The 15347-nt window shown below is 63.8% G+C and carries 16 protein-coding genes; 8 read left to right on the top strand and 8 right to left on the bottom strand.

The genetic code is table 11. The features are described 5' to 3' along the window. Positions 1-441: 441 nt before the first annotated feature. The 4 genes from ftsY to JT360_RS29980 all read left to right on the top strand — a co-directional run bounded on the left by ftsY (position 442) and on the right by JT360_RS29980 (position 3918). The gene (gene ftsY / locus JT360_RS29995; RefSeq protein ID WP_502845497.1) at positions 442-1872 is read left to right on the top strand and encodes a signal recognition particle-docking protein FtsY; all 1431 of its coding nucleotides are present in this window, start codon (positions 442-444) and stop codon (positions 1870-1872) included. A 50-nt stretch (positions 1873-1922) separates the two neighbouring features. Further along, positions 1923-2597: a septation protein A gene (locus tag JT360_RS29990; RefSeq protein ID WP_214476532.1), complete on the top strand. Its 675-nt coding sequence runs from the start codon at positions 1923-1925 to the stop codon at positions 2595-2597. 37 nt (positions 2598-2634) lie between these two features. After that, entirely contained in the window at positions 2635-3255 is a 621-nt protein-coding gene (locus JT360_RS29985; RefSeq protein WP_214476530.1) for a pyridoxamine 5'-phosphate oxidase family protein, read from the top strand. 132 nt (positions 3256-3387) lie between these two features. Then, positions 3388-3918 (top strand): NADPH-dependent FMN reductase, encoded by a 531-nt coding sequence (locus JT360_RS29980; RefSeq protein ID WP_214476528.1) that lies wholly within the window; start codon positions 3388-3390, stop codon positions 3916-3918. A 308-nt stretch (positions 3919-4226) separates the two neighbouring features. Here JT360_RS29980 and JT360_RS29975 read toward each other — a convergent pair whose 3' ends face one another. Both JT360_RS29975 and JT360_RS29970 read right to left on the bottom strand, forming a co-directional pair. Further along, positions 4227-4433: a tautomerase family protein gene (locus JT360_RS29975; RefSeq protein ID WP_140740220.1), complete on the bottom strand. Its 207-nt coding sequence runs from the start codon at positions 4431-4433 to the stop codon at positions 4227-4229. Between the two features lie 162 nt (positions 4434-4595). Further along, positions 4596-5516 (bottom strand): SMP-30/gluconolactonase/LRE family protein, encoded by a 921-nt coding sequence (locus tag JT360_RS29970; protein WP_214476526.1) that lies wholly within the window; start codon positions 5514-5516, stop codon positions 4596-4598. Positions 5517-5811: 295 nt separating this feature from the next. Here JT360_RS29970 and JT360_RS29965 point away from each other — a divergent pair, with 295 nt between their 5' ends. After that, positions 5812-5979 (top strand): hypothetical protein, encoded by a 168-nt coding sequence (locus JT360_RS29965; RefSeq protein WP_023774506.1) that lies wholly within the window; start codon positions 5812-5814, stop codon positions 5977-5979. 259 nt (positions 5980-6238) lie between these two features. Here the strand turns inward: JT360_RS29965 and JT360_RS29960 are convergent, their stop codons facing one another. The 4 genes from JT360_RS29960 to ccmA all read right to left on the bottom strand — a co-directional run bounded on the left by JT360_RS29960 (position 6239) and on the right by ccmA (position 8591). Further along, a complete protein-coding gene (locus JT360_RS29960; protein WP_214476524.1) occupies positions 6239-6817 on the bottom strand; it encodes a DsbE family thiol:disulfide interchange protein in 579 nt (192 codons plus the stop codon). Next, the gene (gene ccmD, locus JT360_RS29955; RefSeq protein ID WP_214476522.1) at positions 6814-6981 is read right to left on the bottom strand and encodes a heme exporter protein CcmD; all 168 of its coding nucleotides are present in this window, start codon (positions 6979-6981) and stop codon (positions 6814-6816) included. Before ccmD ends, JT360_RS29960 begins: the two co-directional genes overlap by 4 nt. Before the next feature lie 139 nt (positions 6982-7120). Further along, complete coding sequence (ccmB, locus tag JT360_RS29950; RefSeq protein WP_214476520.1) at positions 7121-7786, bottom strand: heme exporter protein CcmB; 666 nt, start codon at positions 7784-7786, stop codon at positions 7121-7123. Positions 7787-7982: 196 nt separating this feature from the next. Next, positions 7983-8591: a heme ABC exporter ATP-binding protein CcmA gene (gene ccmA / locus JT360_RS29945; RefSeq protein WP_214476518.1), complete on the bottom strand. Its 609-nt coding sequence runs from the start codon at positions 8589-8591 to the stop codon at positions 7983-7985. Between the two features lie 286 nt (positions 8592-8877). Here ccmA and acnA point away from each other — a divergent pair, with 286 nt between their 5' ends. The 3 genes from acnA (at position 8878) to JT360_RS29930 (ending at position 13684) form a co-directional block, all read left to right on the top strand. Then, positions 8878-11568 carry an aconitate hydratase AcnA gene (acnA, locus tag JT360_RS29940; RefSeq protein WP_214476516.1) on the top strand — a complete coding sequence of 897 codons (2691 nt, stop codon included), beginning with the start codon at positions 8878-8880 and terminating at the stop codon, positions 11566-11568. A 519-nt stretch (positions 11569-12087) separates the two neighbouring features. Continuing rightward, positions 12088-12873 (top strand): DUF1223 domain-containing protein, encoded by a 786-nt coding sequence (locus JT360_RS29935; RefSeq protein ID WP_214476513.1) that lies wholly within the window; start codon positions 12088-12090, stop codon positions 12871-12873. 424 nt (positions 12874-13297) lie between these two features. Beyond that, complete coding sequence (locus JT360_RS29930) at positions 13298-13684, top strand: DUF2794 domain-containing protein (protein WP_214476512.1); 387 nt, start codon at positions 13298-13300, stop codon at positions 13682-13684. Positions 13685-13773: 89 nt separating this feature from the next. Here JT360_RS29930 and JT360_RS29925 read toward each other — a convergent pair whose 3' ends face one another. After that, on the bottom strand, positions 13774-14367 hold the full coding sequence (locus tag JT360_RS29925; protein ID WP_214476510.1) for a GNAT family N-acetyltransferase: 594 nt from the start codon (positions 14365-14367) through the stop codon (positions 13774-13776). A 112-nt stretch (positions 14368-14479) separates the two neighbouring features. Beyond that, positions 14480-15253, bottom strand: coding sequence for a Bax inhibitor-1/YccA family protein (locus JT360_RS29920; RefSeq protein WP_214476508.1), 774 nt, complete (start codon positions 15251-15253; stop codon positions 14480-14482). Between the last annotated feature and the right edge of the window lie 94 nt (positions 15254-15347).

The raw sequence follows: 15347 nt of genomic DNA, 5'->3' as shown, positions 1-15347 counted from the left end.
GGGGGGGAGAAACCGGGGGGCGAGGCAGAGCGCCGGGCGGTTGCGGAGCGCGAGGAGCCTGAACCAGCACCTCACCCCCCCTCGGGGGGGGGGGGGGGAGGGGAAGGTGGGGGGGGGGGGGAAGCCGCGCCAGATCACCCCCACCCCCGAGCTGCGCTCGGGACCTCCCCCATCGAGGGGGAGGTAAAGCCAGCGCCGGAACTGACGCCTGAGGAGCCAGCACCCGAGCCTGCTCCGACCATCCCGCCTGCGCCCGAGCCGACGGTTCCATCCGAACCGGAACCGCTGCCCGAGCCCGAGCCGGAAGAGGAGCCGGCACCCGCGCCAGAGACCCCAGAGCCGCCGGCACCCGAGGAAATTCCGGTACCCCCCACGGTTCCGGAGTCCGTTCCCGAGCCGCAGCCGCAAGAAGTTCCTGCTCCGGCGCCGGCCGAGCCGGAAATTGTTCCGTCGCGCCCGGAAAAGCTGCCCGAGCCAGCGCCCGTCGAAGTGCCGGCTCCGCCTGCCGAGGTCCCTATTGAGACGCCGGCGCCTGTCGAGATACCACCGTCGGTGCCGCCTTCCGTGGAACCGTTCTCCGAGGTCGGTCAGCCGCAGCCTGCCGAGGGTTCGGCACCTTCTGCTGAACCTGCGGCCGAAATCGCGCCGCCCATTCGCCAGCCTTCCCCCATCGAACCGCCGCCTGTTCGCGCCGCGACCGCGCCCGAGATCGCGCCAACGCCCCACCCTCCCCTCGATGGGGAGGGTCGACGCGAAGCGGCGGGGTGGGGTGATGGCGCCGGCGCTGATCACCCCCGAGCTGCGCTCGGGACCTCCCCCATCGAGGGGGAGGTAAAGCCAGCGCCTATCCCGCCACCGCCTGCACCGGAGCCCAAACCAGCTCCCGGCAAAGTGACCGTCACCAAAAAGGTCGAGCAGAAGGCAGAGCCGGTGAAAGCGCCGGAGCCGACGCCGAGGCGCTCCTGGTTCCAGCGCATGAGGGACGGGCTTGCCCGCTCGTCGCGCGAACTCAGCGGCAACATCGCCGGCGTCTTCACCAGGCGCAAGCTGGACGAGGACACGCTGCAGGATTTGGAAGACGTGCTGATCCGCGCCGATCTCGGCATGGAGACCGCGCTGCGCGTCACCGATGCGCTGGCCTCCAGCCGCTACGGCAAGGATGTCTCCGACACTGAAGTGCGCGCCATTATGGCGGCTGAGGTGGAGAAGGTGCTCACCCCCGTCGCCATGCCGCTCGAGCTCGATCTCTCGCACAAGCCGCATGTCGTCCTGGTGGTCGGCGTCAACGGCACCGGCAAGACCACCACCATCGGCAAGCTGGCGGCAAAACTGACCGATGGCGGCCTTTCGGTGATGCTGGCTGCCGGCGACACCTTCCGTGCGGCTGCCATCGAACAGCTGAAGATCTGGGGCGAGCGCACGAAGTCGCCGGTCATCGCCTCCAAGCTCGGCGCCGATGCCGCCGGCCTCGCCTATGACGCTTTCGAACGGGCAAAAGAAGCCGGCTCCGACGTGCTGATCATCGACACCGCCGGCCGGCTGCAGAACAAGACCGAGCTGATGGCCGAACTCGAAAAGATCGTCCGCGTGCTTGGCAAGCTCGACCCCGAAGCGCCGCACACCGTGCTGCAGACGGTCGACGCCACCACCGGCCAGAACGCGCTCAACCAGGTTGAGATCTTCCGCAACGTCGCCGGCGTCAACGGCCTGGTGATGACCAAGCTGGACGGCACGGCGCGCGGCGGTATTCTGGTGGCGATCGCGGCAAAGCACAAACTGCCGGTCTATTTCATCGGCGTCGGCGAACAGGTCGACGACCTCGAACCTTTCTCGGCAAGCGAATTCGCCAGGGCGATCGCTGGCGTGGCGTAACGGCATGATCCCGGGAAGTCTGACCGGGATCGTGTATAAGAAGGAAGATCATGAACCCACCCATCCTCGAACGCGATCCGTCCGACCCGCAGAAGGAGAAGAAGGAAGGCGTCAATCCCCTGCTCAAGCTCGTTCTCGAACTGGGGCCGTTGATGGTGTTTTTCTTCGCCAATGCGCGCGGCGAATGGCTGGTGCAGAAATTCCCGGTCCTGGGTGAATTCGGCGGTCCGATCTTCGTCGCCACCGGCCTGTTCATGGCCGCGACCGCCATCGCTCTGATCGCCTCATGGCTGCTGACGCGCACCTTGCCGATCATGCCGATGGTGTCGGGCGTCGTCGTTTTCATCTTCGGCGCGCTGACGCTCTATCTGCAGGACGACATCTTCATCAAGATGAAGCCGACCATCGTCAACACGCTGTTCGGCGGCGTGCTGCTCGGCGGCCTGTTCTTCGGCCGGTCGCTGCTTGGCTATGTCTTCGATTCCGCCTTCAGGCTCGATGCCGAAGGCTGGCGTAAGCTCACCTTCCGCTGGGGTCTGTTCTTTATCTTCCTGGCCGTCGTCAACGAGGTGGTGTGGCGCAATTTTTCCACCAACGCCTGGGTTACCTTCAAGGTCTGGGGCATCATGCCGATCACGCTTCTGTTCACTTTCAGCCAGATGCCGCTGATCCTGCGCCATTCGCTGGACGACAAGACAGGCGGGGAAGAGAAGGCTGGCAAATAAGGCTGGCAGATAAGGCTGGCAGATAAGGGGGAGAGCCATGGAATTCGTCACCACGCGCGACGAGTTGCGCACGATCTACAAGACGCCGCGCCCGACGGACGGCTCGATCCGCAAGGAATTGAGGGCGCTGGACGGCCATTGCCGTTCCTTCATCGGCAAAAGCCCTTTCGTGCTGATCGGCTCCTCCGACGGTGACGGCAATGCCGACGTGACGCCGAAGGGTGACAAGCCCGGCTTCGCAGCCATTCTCGACGACAGGACCATCGCCATTCCTGACCGGCCCGGCAACAACCGGCTGGACACGCTGGAGAACATCCTGCGCAATCCTTCGGTCGGGCTGCTTTTCCTTATTCCCGGCATGAACGAGACGCTGCGCATCAACGGCGATGCCCGCATCACCGTCGACGCGGGCTTGCGCGAACGCCTGGCTGTCGACGGCAAGGAGCCCCAAAGCGTCATCGTCGTCGCCGTCAAGGCCGCCTACATGCATTGCGCCAAGGCCTTCATGCGCTCCGATCTGTGGAAGCCGGAGAGCTGGTACGACCGCGCGACGCTGCCGACGCTCGGCCAGATCCTGCGCGACCAGCTGGCATTGGCCGATTCGGCCGAGGCGACCGACCGCTGGCTGGACGACGACTACAAACAGACCATGTGGTAGCCTGCCCGCAGCGATTCCTCGTCTCACGCAGACGCCGAACCGCTCCGTCTCCTTATTGAATGCAATTCCTGACGGAAAATCAGTTCACATTCCTCCTGGAATTGCCCTGGCCACGATTCGTCCGGACTTGCCTTGCTGAACATCCTTGCCATTTCCGGCAGCCTGCGCGCGGCCTCCACCAATTCGGCGCTGGTCGCGGCACTGGCGCGCAACGCGCCTTCCGGCTGCCGCGTCACCGTCTATGACGGTCTCGGCCGCTTGCCGATCTTCAACCCGGACGACGAGGGCGAGCGGACGCCAAGCGAAGCCGCCGACCTGATCGACGCCGTCACCAGCGCCGACGGCGTCATTGTCTCCTGTCCTGAATATGCCCATGGCGTGCCGGGCGGGCTGAAGAACGCGCTCGACTGGCTGGTGTCGCGCGACGCCGCCGTCGCCAAGCCGGCCATGCTGGCGCACGCCTCGCCGCGCTCGCTCTATGCCCGCGCCGCCCTGGCCGAGATCATGCGCACCATGTCGTTCGCGCTTTATGACGGCGGGCTGGAGATCGCGCTGCTTGGCAAGAAGCCGCCGGAGGTGGAAAGCATCCTGGCGGAGCCGGCGAATGTGCTGGCGATGCATGACGCGCTCAAGGCCTTCGCCGATTTCATTCGCACGCGGTGATCTTTTGGCGGCCAACAACACGCCTTCGTCATTCTAGGGCGGAGCAAGGAGCGTAGCGACGCGGCGCAGACCCTAGAATCCATGCCGCGACCTTTGCCGTAGAATGCAGCGGTCCAAGAGGGGCAGCCTGACGTTGGATACTAACGCCGACCGCGCCGCAGACAGCATTGCACCGTTATCGCGCTCGGAAGTCCCGGCATGGATCCTAGGGTCTCCGCGACGTCGCTTCGCGACTGCTTCGCCCTAGGATGACGAAGTCGGGAGGCTTTGGCTATCCTCCAGCGTTTGCGGCTGCAAGGCGCTCTACCCTACCCCTTCCTCCGCGTCTCGACATCGGTCTTGCCGACATACCAGTCGCGGGCGTTGACCTCCTCGAAGACCACCCAGACATCGTCATTGCCGAGCCCGGTGGCATCCATGATGGCCGCTGTGACTTTCCTGGCGATGTCAGCCTTCTTGCCTGCCGGATCGGCGGCGATCACTTCCTTGACGATGCGGATGTTGACGAATGGCATGATTTTCTCCCCTTGAATTTTGCCGGCCACGGTCGGGACGCTGGTTCGAAATTTGCTCTGGCAAGTCGCGTGACGGCGGCAATGGCAGCCGCGGCACGGCTGGCGCTGCTTGTATGCGCAGCAACGCCAACAACGGCCGCCAGAGAAGAGTTTCCAGCAGCCTCAATAGGTCTTGGCCCCGTTCACCATCAGCCGCACCGAATAGAGCGAGGTGGTGCCGGCGATGTAGAGGCAGTTCAGCTTGGCGCCGCCGAACACGCAATTGGCGGTCACCTCGGGCACCTTGACCTTGCCGATCAGCGTCCCGTCCGGATCGTAGCAATGGATGCCGTCGGCGGCACTGGTCCAGATGCGTCCGTCGGCGTCGAGCCGGAAGCCATCGAACAGGCCGGCCGTGCAGTCGGCGAAGATCTTGCCGCCCGAAACCTTCTTGCCGTGCTTGCCGACGTTGAAGACTCGCATATGCGCCGGATTCTCAGCGCCATGCGTGCGGCCGGTATCGACGACGTAAAGCAGGCTCTCGTCGAGCGAGAAGGCGAGCCCGTTCGGCCTGACCATGTCGGTGATGACGGCCTCGACCTCACCGCTATCGGGATCGACCCGGTAGACGTGGCAGGCGCCGATCTCGCTCTCGGCCTTGTCGCCCTCATAGTCTGTGTCGATGCCGTAGCTCGGATCGGTGAACCAGATCGAGCCGTCGGACTTCACCACCGCATCGTTGGGCGAATTCAGCCGCTTGCCCTTCCATTTGGCCGCGATCGTGGTGACCGAGCCGTCATGCTCGGTGCGGCTGACGCGGCGGCCCGAATGCTCGCAGGTGACCAGCCGGCCCTGCCGGTCGGCGGTGTTGCCGTTGGAATTGCCCGAGGGCTGCCGGAAGACGCTGACGCTCCCGTCCGTCTCGTCGTAGCGCAGCATGCGGTTGTTGGGAATGTCGGACCAGACGACATAACGGCCGGCGGCGAACCAGGCCGGCCCTTCCGCCCATCGGCATCCGGTGAACAGCTTCTCCACCTGCGCGCTGCCGTTGAACAGGCGCGCGAAGCGCGGATCGAGAATTTCATAATAGTCTGCGGCCGCCATGCATTTCCTCCCGGCATCACGTGATGTCGGATCAAGCCAGCCTACGATCGATATGGCAAGACGGCGCCTTCTCAATTGTACGACAAAACAGACAGGAAGCAGCCGGCCGGTCGGGCCCGGCCCGCGACCGCCCAACAAGAACGCGCCTTAGGATCCGATTAACCGGCTATGCGCTGCGTGCAATGGTGCATTGCAACATCTTCTTTTTGCAATGCACCATTCCTATGTCATGATCCGTATCGATCAAGGGAGGAAGAACCGGCCGCGACAAATGCGGCACAGAAGGAACCTTGCTATGATCTTCAACGATCTCATGACCCGCGCCCGCAGCAGCATCGCCAAGCGCAAGCACTACAACCGCCTCGTCGCCGAAATCGACAGCTTCTCCAGCCGCGATCTCGCCGACATGCGCGCCGACCGCTCGGAAATGCTGTACCAGATCCACAAGCAGATCTACGGCTGAGTATTCGGCCGACCTATCACCTTCGTCATCCTTGGGCGTAGCGACGCGAAGCGGAGCGAAGACCCAAGGATCCATGCCGTGACTTTCGAGCACCGCAGCGATGCAGAACTTGTTCGCGATGATCCGTGATTGCGCGCCAATAAGCGCGTATCGGACCGCCGCATTTATTGGGAAATATCCCGGCGCAAACACCTAGGGTTTGCGACGCGTCGCTTCGCTCCTTGCTTCGCCCTAGGATGACGAAGCCTTGGTTGCCACGTCAGTTCGGCGCCGCCAGCGCTTTCTCGATCTGCGGCAGCAACAAATCCCGCGCCGACTCCGCCGTCAGCGGGCCGACATGCTTGTAGGCGATCTTGCCGTCCTTGCCGACGACGAAGGTCTCCGGCACGCCATAGACACCCCAGTCGATCGCCGTGCGACCGGCTTCGTCGACGCCGATCGCCTGGAACGGATTGCCGAGATCGCCGAGGAACCGGCGGGCGTTTTCCGGCTGGTCCTTGTAGTTCAGCGCCGCCATGGTGAATCGCTTGTCCTGCGCCAGTGCCAGCAGCACCGGGTGCTCTTCGCGGCACGGCGCGCACCACGATGCGAACACGTTGACCAGCGTGACCTTGCCGGCGAACGCCTTTGAATCGAGCCCCGGCAGGTTTGACCCCTCCAGCGCCGGCAGGTTGGTCGGCGGCGCCGGCAGGCCGATCAGCGCCGAAGGCACTTCCGAGATATCGCGCCCCGACAACAGCTGCGACAGGAACAGCCCCGCCAGGCCGAGAAAGACCAGCAGCGGCAAGAGCACGAACAGGCGGCGACTGGGCGTCGGCGTTTCCGTCCCTGTGCTCATGGTTTGGCGACCTTGTCGGAACGACGCCGCACGCCGGTCGCTTCGAGTTCTGCGAGCTCGCGCTTGCGTGCCCGCTGGTCGAGCACGATCCAGCCGATCAGCCCAGCCAGCACGATGGCGGTGATGGCATAGGCCGCGGTCACGTAAAGCGCATGCGCACTCATGCGGAGCGCTCCGTCGCCACGTCTCTTTCCAACCGTCCGCCTTGCTCGACCATGCCTTCCCTTAGCCCCGCGGCGGCGGCTTCGCAATTGGCCGCCGCGCCGCAGTCCTTGACATCACACCTCCGGCGACTGACGCCGGTCAATCCGTACCGTGGCGCAGCGCCAGCGCCGCCGAGACCGGCCCCAGCACGCTAAGAAACAGCGTCAGCGCGGCAAGAATGAGGAAGGGCTGCAGGAAAGGATCGGGATTGGCCGTCGCGCCGTAGCTCGCCGAGACGCCGAAGATCAGCACCGGTATGGTGAGCGGCAGCACCAGCACCGAGATCAAGAGCCCGCCGCGCGGCAGCGCCACCGCCACCGCGGCACCGGCAGCGCCGATGAAGGTGATCGCCGGCGTGCCGACCAGCAGCGTCAGCGCCGTGGCGCCGATGCTGAGCGGCTCCATGTTCATGAACAGGCCGAGCAAGGGCGCGGCGATGACCAACGGCAGCACGCTGCCAGCCCAATGCGCCAGGCATTTCACCAGCACCGTCAAGGCCAGCATGTGCCGGTCGTTGCCGAGCACCAGCAGATCGAGCGAGCCGTCCTCGCGGTCGGCCTGGAACAGCCGGTCGAGCCCAAGCAGGCAGGAGAGCAGCGCGCCGATCCACAGGATCGCCGGGCCGATGCGGGAAAGCAGCTTGAGGTCGGGCCCGACGCCGAAGGGGATAGTGGCGATAACGGCGAGAAAGAAGATGACGCCGGTCAGCGCGCCGCCGCCGGCGCGGATGTTGAGCCGGATGTCGCGGAGGAGGAGGGCTAGCATGATGTGAGATGCCTTCGCCCAGGCACCCCCCTCTGTCCTGCCGGACATCTCCCCCTCAAGGGGGGAGATCGGATGTCACTTCGGTCTTCGCCAATTACAACCGCTGAAAGAATGGTGCGATGCCGAAGCTGCCAATCTCGCCCCTTGAGGGGGAGATGTCCGGCAGGACAGAGGGGGGCGCCGTAGAGTGCCGTCATCAAAAGGCCTGCCCCATCACCAACGCCTGCGCCCCCTCCAGCCCCAGTGGCAGATGCGTCGCCGCAACAATCATCCCGCCCGCCGCACAATGCCTCCCCATCAGTCCCGCAAACCGCGCCTCCGAAGCGCTGTCCAGCCCCGCCGTCGGCTCATCCAGCAGCCACAGCGGCCGGTGGCTGACCAGGAGCTTGGCGATCGCGGCGCGGCGCCGCTGGCCGGTCGAGAGATAGCCGAACGGCAGATGGCCGATGCCGCCCAGCCCGACCGTCTCCAGCGCTTCTTCGACGCCGATCTCTCCGCCGCCATTGAAGTCGCGCCAGAACCGCAGGTTTTCCACCACGCTGAGCGCCGTCTTCATCGCGTTCTGGTGGCCGAGATAGTGGCAGGCCGAGGCAATCGATGGAAACGCCTCGCCGCCGCCCTCGAGCAGCACGCTGCCCTCCGCCACCGGCAGCAGACTCGCGATGATCCTGAGCAAGGTCGATTTGCCTGATCCGTTCGGCCCGGTAACGACCAGCGCCTGGCCTCGATCCAGCGCAAAGCCAATGCCGGAAAACACCGTCTCGCCGCCGCGTTCGCCGCCCAGATTTTCGGCGATAAGCCGCATCCCTCGCCTGCCCTGAAAACAATGTTTCGCGAGCGCTGCCGCATCGCACAAATTTGCTTTTTCGACTGTCTAGAACTATTCCAGAAAATTCTCTATATGCGATGCATCCGTGCCAGCGGTCGGCACGGGAACAGAATTAGCGCCGAACCAGCGCACGCGCCGCCTTGAACGGCTCGGGTTGGCTGGGAACGGACAGCGGAAATGGCCGTACCCGCACCTTTGCGCGTGATTGCATGCCATCGGCGTCCGTTCCCTTTCAGGCTGAACAGACAAGGACGGATCGCACGTGTCAAAATCCCTCGATAGTTTCAATTGCCGCAGCACACTGAGCGCGGGCGGCTCCGAGTACGTCTATTTCGACCTCGTCGAGGCCGAGAAGAACGGCCTCACCGGCATCGCCCAGCTGCCCTATTCGATGAAGGTGCTGCTGGAAAACCTGCTGCGCAACGAAGACGGCCGCTCCGTCACCAAGGATTCGATCCAGGCGGTCGCCGGCTGGTTGACCGACAAGGGCACCGCAGGCGTCGAGATCGCCTATCGTCCGGCCCGCGTGCTGATGCAGGATTTCACCGGCGTTCCCGCCGTGGTCGACCTCGCCGCCATGCGCGATGCCATGGCTTCGCTCGGCGGTGATCCACAGAAGATCAATCCGCTGGTGCCTGTCGACCTCGTCATCGACCACTCCGTCATCGTCGATGAATTCGGCACGCCGATGGCCTTCGCGCGCAATGTCGAGCTCGAATATGAGCGCAACGAGGAACGCTACAAGTTCCTGAAATGGGGCCAGCAGGCGTTCCGCAACTTCCGCGTCGTGCCGCCCGGCACCGGCATCTGCCATCAGGTCAACCTCGAATATCTCGGCCAGGTGGTGTGGACCAACACCGAGGACGGCGAAACCACCGCTTACCCCGACACCTGCGTCGGCACCGATTCGCACACCACCATGATCAACGGCCTTGGCGTGCTCGGCTGGGGCGTCGGCGGCATCGAAGCCGAGGCGGCCATGCTCGGCCAGCCCGTCTCCATGCTTCTGCCCGAAGTGATCGGCTTCCGCCTCACCGGCAAGCTTAGGGAAGGCGTCACCGCCACCGACCTCGTGCTCACCGTCACCCAGATGCTGCGCAAGAAGGGTGTCGTCGGCAAGTTCGTCGAGTTCTTCGGCCCGGGCCTGTCCAACATGACGCTGGCCGACCGCGCCACCATCGGCAACATGGCGCCGGAATATGGCGCCACCTGCGGCTTCTTCCCGGTTGATTCGGAAACCATCCGCTACCTCACAATGTCCGGCCGCGAGGAAAGCCGCATCGCGCTCGTGGAAGCCTATTCCAAAGCGCAAGGCATGTGGCGCGAAACAGGCTCGGCCGATCCGGTCTTCACCGACCTGCTCGAGCTCGATCTCAGTGATGTCGTGCCGTCGATGGCCGGTCCCAAGCGGCCCGAAGGCCGCGTGGCATTGGAAGGCATTCCCGCCGGCTTCGCCAAGGCGATGGACACCGAATACAAGAAGGCGGCCGAAATCTCGAAGCGCTACGCCGTCGAAGGCACCGGCCATGACCTCGGCCATGGCGATGTCGTCATCGCCGCCATCACCTCGTGCACCAACACCTCGAACCCAAGCGTGCTGATCGGTGCCGGCCTGCTCGCCCGCAATGCCAACCGCCTCGGCCTCAAGCAGAAGCCATGGGTGAAGACCTCGCTGGCGCCCGGCAGCCAGGTGGTCGCCGAATATCTCGAGAAATCCGGCCTGCAGAAGGAACTCGACCAGATCGGCTTCAACCTGGTCGGCTTCGGCTGCACCACCTGCATCGGCAATTCCGGCCCGCTGCCGGCGCCGATCTCGAAGACCATCAACGACAAAGGCCTGATCGCTGCCGCGGTGCTTTCCGGCAACCGCAACTTCGAAGGCCGCGTCTCGCCCGACGTGCAGGCGAACTACCTGGCGTCGCCGCCGCTGGTCGTGGCGCACGCGTTGGCCGGCACCGTCACCAAGGACCTCACGACAGAGCCGCTTGGCGAGGACAAGAACGGCAACCCGGTCTACCTCAAGGACATCTGGCCGAGCTCGGTCGAGATCCAGGAGTTCATCGAGAAGAACGTCACGCGCGAGCTGTTCGCCCGCAAATATGCCGACGTCTTCAAGGGCGATGAGTACTGGCAGAACGTCAAGGCGCCGGAAGGCCAGACCTATGCCTGGGACGACAACTCGACCTATGTGCAGAACCCGCCCTATTTCGCCGGCATGACATCAGGCTTCGGCAAGATCGGCGACATCAAGGGCGCCCGCGTGCTCGGCCTGTTCGGCGACAAGATCACCACCGACCACATCTCGCCGGCGGGTTCGATCAAGGCGGCCTCCCCGGCTGGCAAATACCTCACCGACCATGGCGTCGGCGTTGCCGACTTCAACCAGTACGGCACGCGGCGCGGCAATCATGAGGTGATGATGCGCGGCACCTTCGCCAACATCCGCATCCGCAACCACATGCTGGGCGAGAACGGCCGCGAGGGCGGCTACACCATCCATTACCCGTCGAAGGAAGAGGAATCGATCTATGACGCGGCGATGGAGTACAAGAAGGACGGCGTGCCGCTGGTCATCTTTGCCGGCGTCGAATACGGCAACGGCTCGTCGCGCGACTGGGCGGCCAAGGGAACGAATCTCCTTGGTGTCCGCGCGGTCATCGCCCAGTCCTTCGAGCGCATCCATCGCTCGAACCTGGTCGGCATGGGCGTCATCCCCTTCGTCTTCAAGGAAGGCACGTCGTGGGCTTCCCTGAACCTCAAGGGCGACGAGCAGATCGAGATCGACGGACTGAGCACCATCAAGCCGCGCCAGACGATGTCCGCCAAGATCACCTATGGCGACGGCACGGTGAAGAACGTGCCGATCATCTGCCGCATCGATACGCTGGACGAGCTCGACTACTTCAAGAATGGCGGCATTTTGCAATACGTGCTGCGCGATCTAGCCGCGTAGCGGCAAGGGAATAAGGCAGTAGGCAGTAAGGCAGTAGGCAGTAAGGGAGTAGGGGAAGGACCCCACCTACTGCCCTACTACTACTGCCCTACTGCCCTACTGCCCTACTGCCCTCGCTGTGGGCGCCCCAAACCGCGCTGCCGCCGCCAGCAGCCCGGCCAGCATCAGGCTGTTCAGCATGTGCCAGAGGAAATGCGTCCCGAGCTGAAAGCTCGGCGCAGACCATCGGGTTGATCCCCAATGAAATCAAGGTTGGTCAAAGCATTCGTCGGCTCGGCCCAAAGTCCAGAACCGGTCCGCTCGCAATAGAGATCGACAGGGGTCAGGAGAGTTTGCCACATGGTGATGATCCCAGCCCGAATCGAACCGCGTCGTGAAATGCAGTGCCCTCCCCTATTGCGACCTTACCTGCGGCTGCAATGGCAGAATTTCACCGCAACGTGACTTCCCGTTGACTTCCGCTTCTGCCACATATTTCAGCAAATCAGAACAAAGCCGGCATCACCGGCGGGAATTGGAATGGTCATGGCCTCGCGAAGATCACTGTGGCTGGCAGCCTTTGCGCTGGCCTTCTCGGCGTTTGCCGGCGCTGGCCATGCCGGCGAGTCCGAGAAGATGCAGGCCGAAAAACCCCAGCCCGACAAGCCGCTCGGCGTGGTCGAACTGTTCACCAGCCAGGGCTGCAGTTCCTGTCCGCCGGCCGATGCATTCTTTGCCGAACTTGCCACCAAGGAAGACCTCGTCGCGCTCTCCTATCACGTCGACTATTGGGACTATCTCGGCTGGAAGGACACGCTGAGCCGCAAGGAAAACACCGAGCGCCAATATGACTACATGCGCGCCTTCGGCAGCCGCTCCGTTTATACGCCGCAGGCGGTCCTCAATGGCCGCGTGCATGTCAACGGCGCCAATCGCACCGAGGTCGACGGCGCGCTCGCCCGCATGGCGAGATCGGGCGAAGGCATGCGTGTGTCCGTCAAGGTCAGCCGCACCAGCGACCGCGTCATCATCGATGCCGGCGATGCCGGCGCCGGTCCCAGCGATGCCCATGTCGTCATCGTCTATTTCGAGCCGCCGCAGACGATCAAGATCGCCCAGGGCGAGAACTCCGGCCGCAAGATGACCTACTGGAACGCCGTCACCGGCATCCAGACCGCCGGCATGTGGCACGGCAAGGCGCAACGCTATGAATTGCCGATGAGCGAGATCACCAAGAAGGGCGGCTGCGCCGTGCTGCTGCAGTCGACCGGCAAGGACGGCATGCCCGGCCCCATCCTCGGCGCCGCCTTTATTCACAAGCCGTAACTCTTTCCCTTCTCCCCTGTGGAGAAGGAAGAAGCTGGCGCATCAGCCAATAAAAAACCGACGTCAGCTTGCTTCTGACGCCGGCCATTTAGGTTTTGGGATCGTCGCACCCGATTTTTCCAAGGAAAAACCGAGGTTGGTTCGATCCGACGCAGACCCGTGGGCGGGGGGCTTGGGGTTTACGAGCCGGTGCCGGACCGAACCGTCTCAGGCAACGCCGGTAAATTCGTCGGACATTGGGGCATGAGCGCGGATAAAAAAAGGCAGAAATGTGGCGAAGCATCACCAATTCCAACATGCGGTTCGCAAACGTGACTGGACGTGACCGAAACGGCGCATCGCCGCTGTCGCTTCGCCGGCTCTTGCAATTGCAGCGCGAAGGGGCCAACTTTGGTTGGCAAAGATTCATTTGAAGGATCGAGGCATGACTGATGACAGCGGCGGGACGGGGGATGGTGACGCATCCGCAATATTGATCCCGCTGCACGAGGCGCGACGCGAGCGCCTCGACCAGCCGGTGCGTTTCGACCGGCGCGAACTGGACCAGATCCTCAGGCTCTACGGACGCATGGTCGCCGCCAATGAATGGCGCGACTACGCCATCGATCACCTGACCGACAGGGCGGTATTTTCCGTCTTCCGCCGCGCCAGCGAAGTGCCGCTGTTCCAGATCGTCAAGGACCCGAAACTGGCGCGCAGACAGGGCGCCTTCGCCGTCATCGCTGCCGGCGGGCGCATCCTCAAGCGCGGCCAGGAACTTGGCCGCGTGCTTGGCGTCTTCGACAGCAAGCTGAAGCTGGTTGACGCCTGAGCTGGGGATCGGGGAACTGAGGAATTGGAGAATTGAGGAAAAGGGCACTCACCGCCTGATGAACCGCCTCTTCTTTGTTCTTCAATTCCTCAATTCCTCAGTTCCTCATTTCCCTCTGAGCTCTCCCGGAACCTCCGCTCCGGCAGGGAGTCCGGATCGGGCGGGAGCGACGCGCCGCCATTCAGGGACAGCTGCATGAACACCGTGTCCAGCCAGCGCCCGTGCTTGTAGCCGGAGCCCTCCAGGCGGCCGGAATGGCGGAAGCCGAGCTTTTCGTGCAGCTTCACTGAGGCGCTGTCGGGGTGGCCGTCGCCGATAACCGCGATGATCTGGCGGAAGCCCGCCGCCTCGACCGCCGCGACCAGGCTTTGCATCAGCTTGCGGCCGACGCCCTGGCCCTTGGCTTCAGGCGCGACATAGACCGAATCCTCGACGATGAAGCGGTAGGCCGGGCGCGGCCGGAAGGCGCCGGCATAGGCATAGCCGAGCACGGTGCCGTTCTTTTCGGCCACCAAATAGGGAAAGCGGCCGGCCGCAAGCGCGTCGAATCGCGCGCCCATCTCGGCGCGGCCGGGCGGCTTCAGTTCGTAGCTCGACGTACCGTTTGTCACCGCGTCGGCATAGATTTCGGTGATGGCGTCGAGGTCGGCCGAGGCCGCCGTTCGAATCACGATATTGCTCATTCTCTATGCAAGGCCTTTCATCTGCCTTCGATAACAGCAAAGGCCGGCGCAAAAGAAAAGGGCGGCCGTTGGGCCGCCCTTTCCAAACTCTATGGTCCAGCTCAGATCATGATTAGCGGCGGTCGCCCATGAACTGCAGCAGGAACATGAACAGGTTGATGAAGTCGAGATAGAGCCTCAGGGCACCCATGATGGCCTTGCGGCCGGCGACATCCGAAGCGTCGCCCTCGAAATACATCTCCTTGATGTTCTGCGTGTCGTAGGCGGTGAGGCCGGCGAAAATCAGCACGCCGATCGCCGAAACGGCGAAGGACAGCGCCGACGACTGCAGGAAGATGTTGATCACCATGGCGATGATCAAGCCGAACACGCCCATGATCAGGAACGAGCCCATCGCCGTCAGGTCGCGCTTGGTCGTGTAGCCGTAGAGCGACAGCGCACCGAAGGCGGCGGCGGTAGCGAAGAAGGTCTGCGAAATGCTGGCCGTGGTGTAGACCAGGAAGATCGACGACAGCGACAGACCGACGAGGCCGGCATAGATCCAGAATGTCGTCTGCGCCGCCGAAACGCTCATCGACTGGACGCGGAACGACAGGAAGAACACGGCGGCCAGCGGCGCCAGCATCACCACCCAGCGCAGCGGCGAACCGAAGATGGCGTAGCCGAAGGAGGTCAGCATCTCGCCGCTCGGCAGCGTTGCGACCGCCGAGGCCGGATCGGTTGTGGTGGCCAGCATGATCGTGCCGACGGCGGCAAGGCCGGTGATGAGGAGGCCAAGCCCCATCAGATTGTAGACCTTGACCATATAGGCGCGCAGGCCCTGATCGATGTCGACGGCGGCGCCGGGCACGGCGCGCGTCTGGAAGTTGCGAATGGGATCAGCCATTGTAGTCCTCTATTGCTTCTGCCCCGTCCGGTGTCGGGTCCACCCGGACCCAGGCGCCGCTGGCAGGGCTCCAGCATGCCTGTGGCGAAATATG

This window comes from Mesorhizobium sp. dw_380 (assembly GCF_018588885.1).
GTDB lineage: Bacteria > Pseudomonadota > Alphaproteobacteria > Rhizobiales > Rhizobiaceae > Mesorhizobium.
This window is presented reverse-complemented; position numbering and strand designations above follow the sequence as displayed.

Bases quoted from the DNA above. Each gene is read 5' to 3' on its own strand.
- ccmD (WP_214476522.1), bottom strand. From the start codon at position 6,981: ATGAGTGCGCATGCGCTTTACGTGACCGCGGCCTATGCCATCACCGCC.
- JT360_RS29930 (WP_214476512.1), top strand. From the start codon at position 13,298: ATGACTGATGACAGCGGCGGGACGGGGGATGGTGACGCATCCGCAATA.
- JT360_RS29990 (WP_214476532.1), top strand. From the start codon at position 1,923: ATGAACCCACCCATCCTCGAACGCGATCCGTCCGACCCGCAGAAGGAG.
- JT360_RS29925 (WP_214476510.1), bottom strand. From the start codon at position 14,367: ATGAGCAATATCGTGATTCGAACGGCGGCCTCGGCCGACCTCGACGCC.
- JT360_RS29985 (WP_214476530.1), top strand. From the start codon at position 2,635: ATGGAATTCGTCACCACGCGCGACGAGTTGCGCACGATCTACAAGACG.
- JT360_RS29970 (WP_214476526.1), bottom strand. From the start codon at position 5,516: ATGGCGGCCGCAGACTATTATGAAATTCTCGATCCGCGCTTCGCGCGC.
- JT360_RS29960 (WP_214476524.1), bottom strand. From the start codon at position 6,817: ATGAGCACAGGGACGGAAACGCCGACGCCCAGTCGCCGCCTGTTCGTG.
- JT360_RS29965 (WP_023774506.1), top strand. From the start codon at position 5,812: ATGATCTTCAACGATCTCATGACCCGCGCCCGCAGCAGCATCGCCAAG.
- JT360_RS29975 (WP_140740220.1), bottom strand. From the start codon at position 4,433: ATGCCATTCGTCAACATCCGCATCGTCAAGGAAGTGATCGCCGCCGAT.
- JT360_RS29935 (WP_214476513.1), top strand. From the start codon at position 12,088: ATGGTCATGGCCTCGCGAAGATCACTGTGGCTGGCAGCCTTTGCGCTG.
- ccmA (WP_214476518.1), bottom strand. From the start codon at position 8,591: ATGCGGCTTATCGCCGAAAATCTGGGCGGCGAACGCGGCGGCGAGACG.
- ccmB (WP_214476520.1), bottom strand. From the start codon at position 7,786: ATGCTAGCCCTCCTCCTCCGCGACATCCGGCTCAACATCCGCGCCGGC.
- JT360_RS29920 (WP_214476508.1), bottom strand. From the start codon at position 15,253: ATGGCTGATCCCATTCGCAACTTCCAGACGCGCGCCGTGCCCGGCGCC.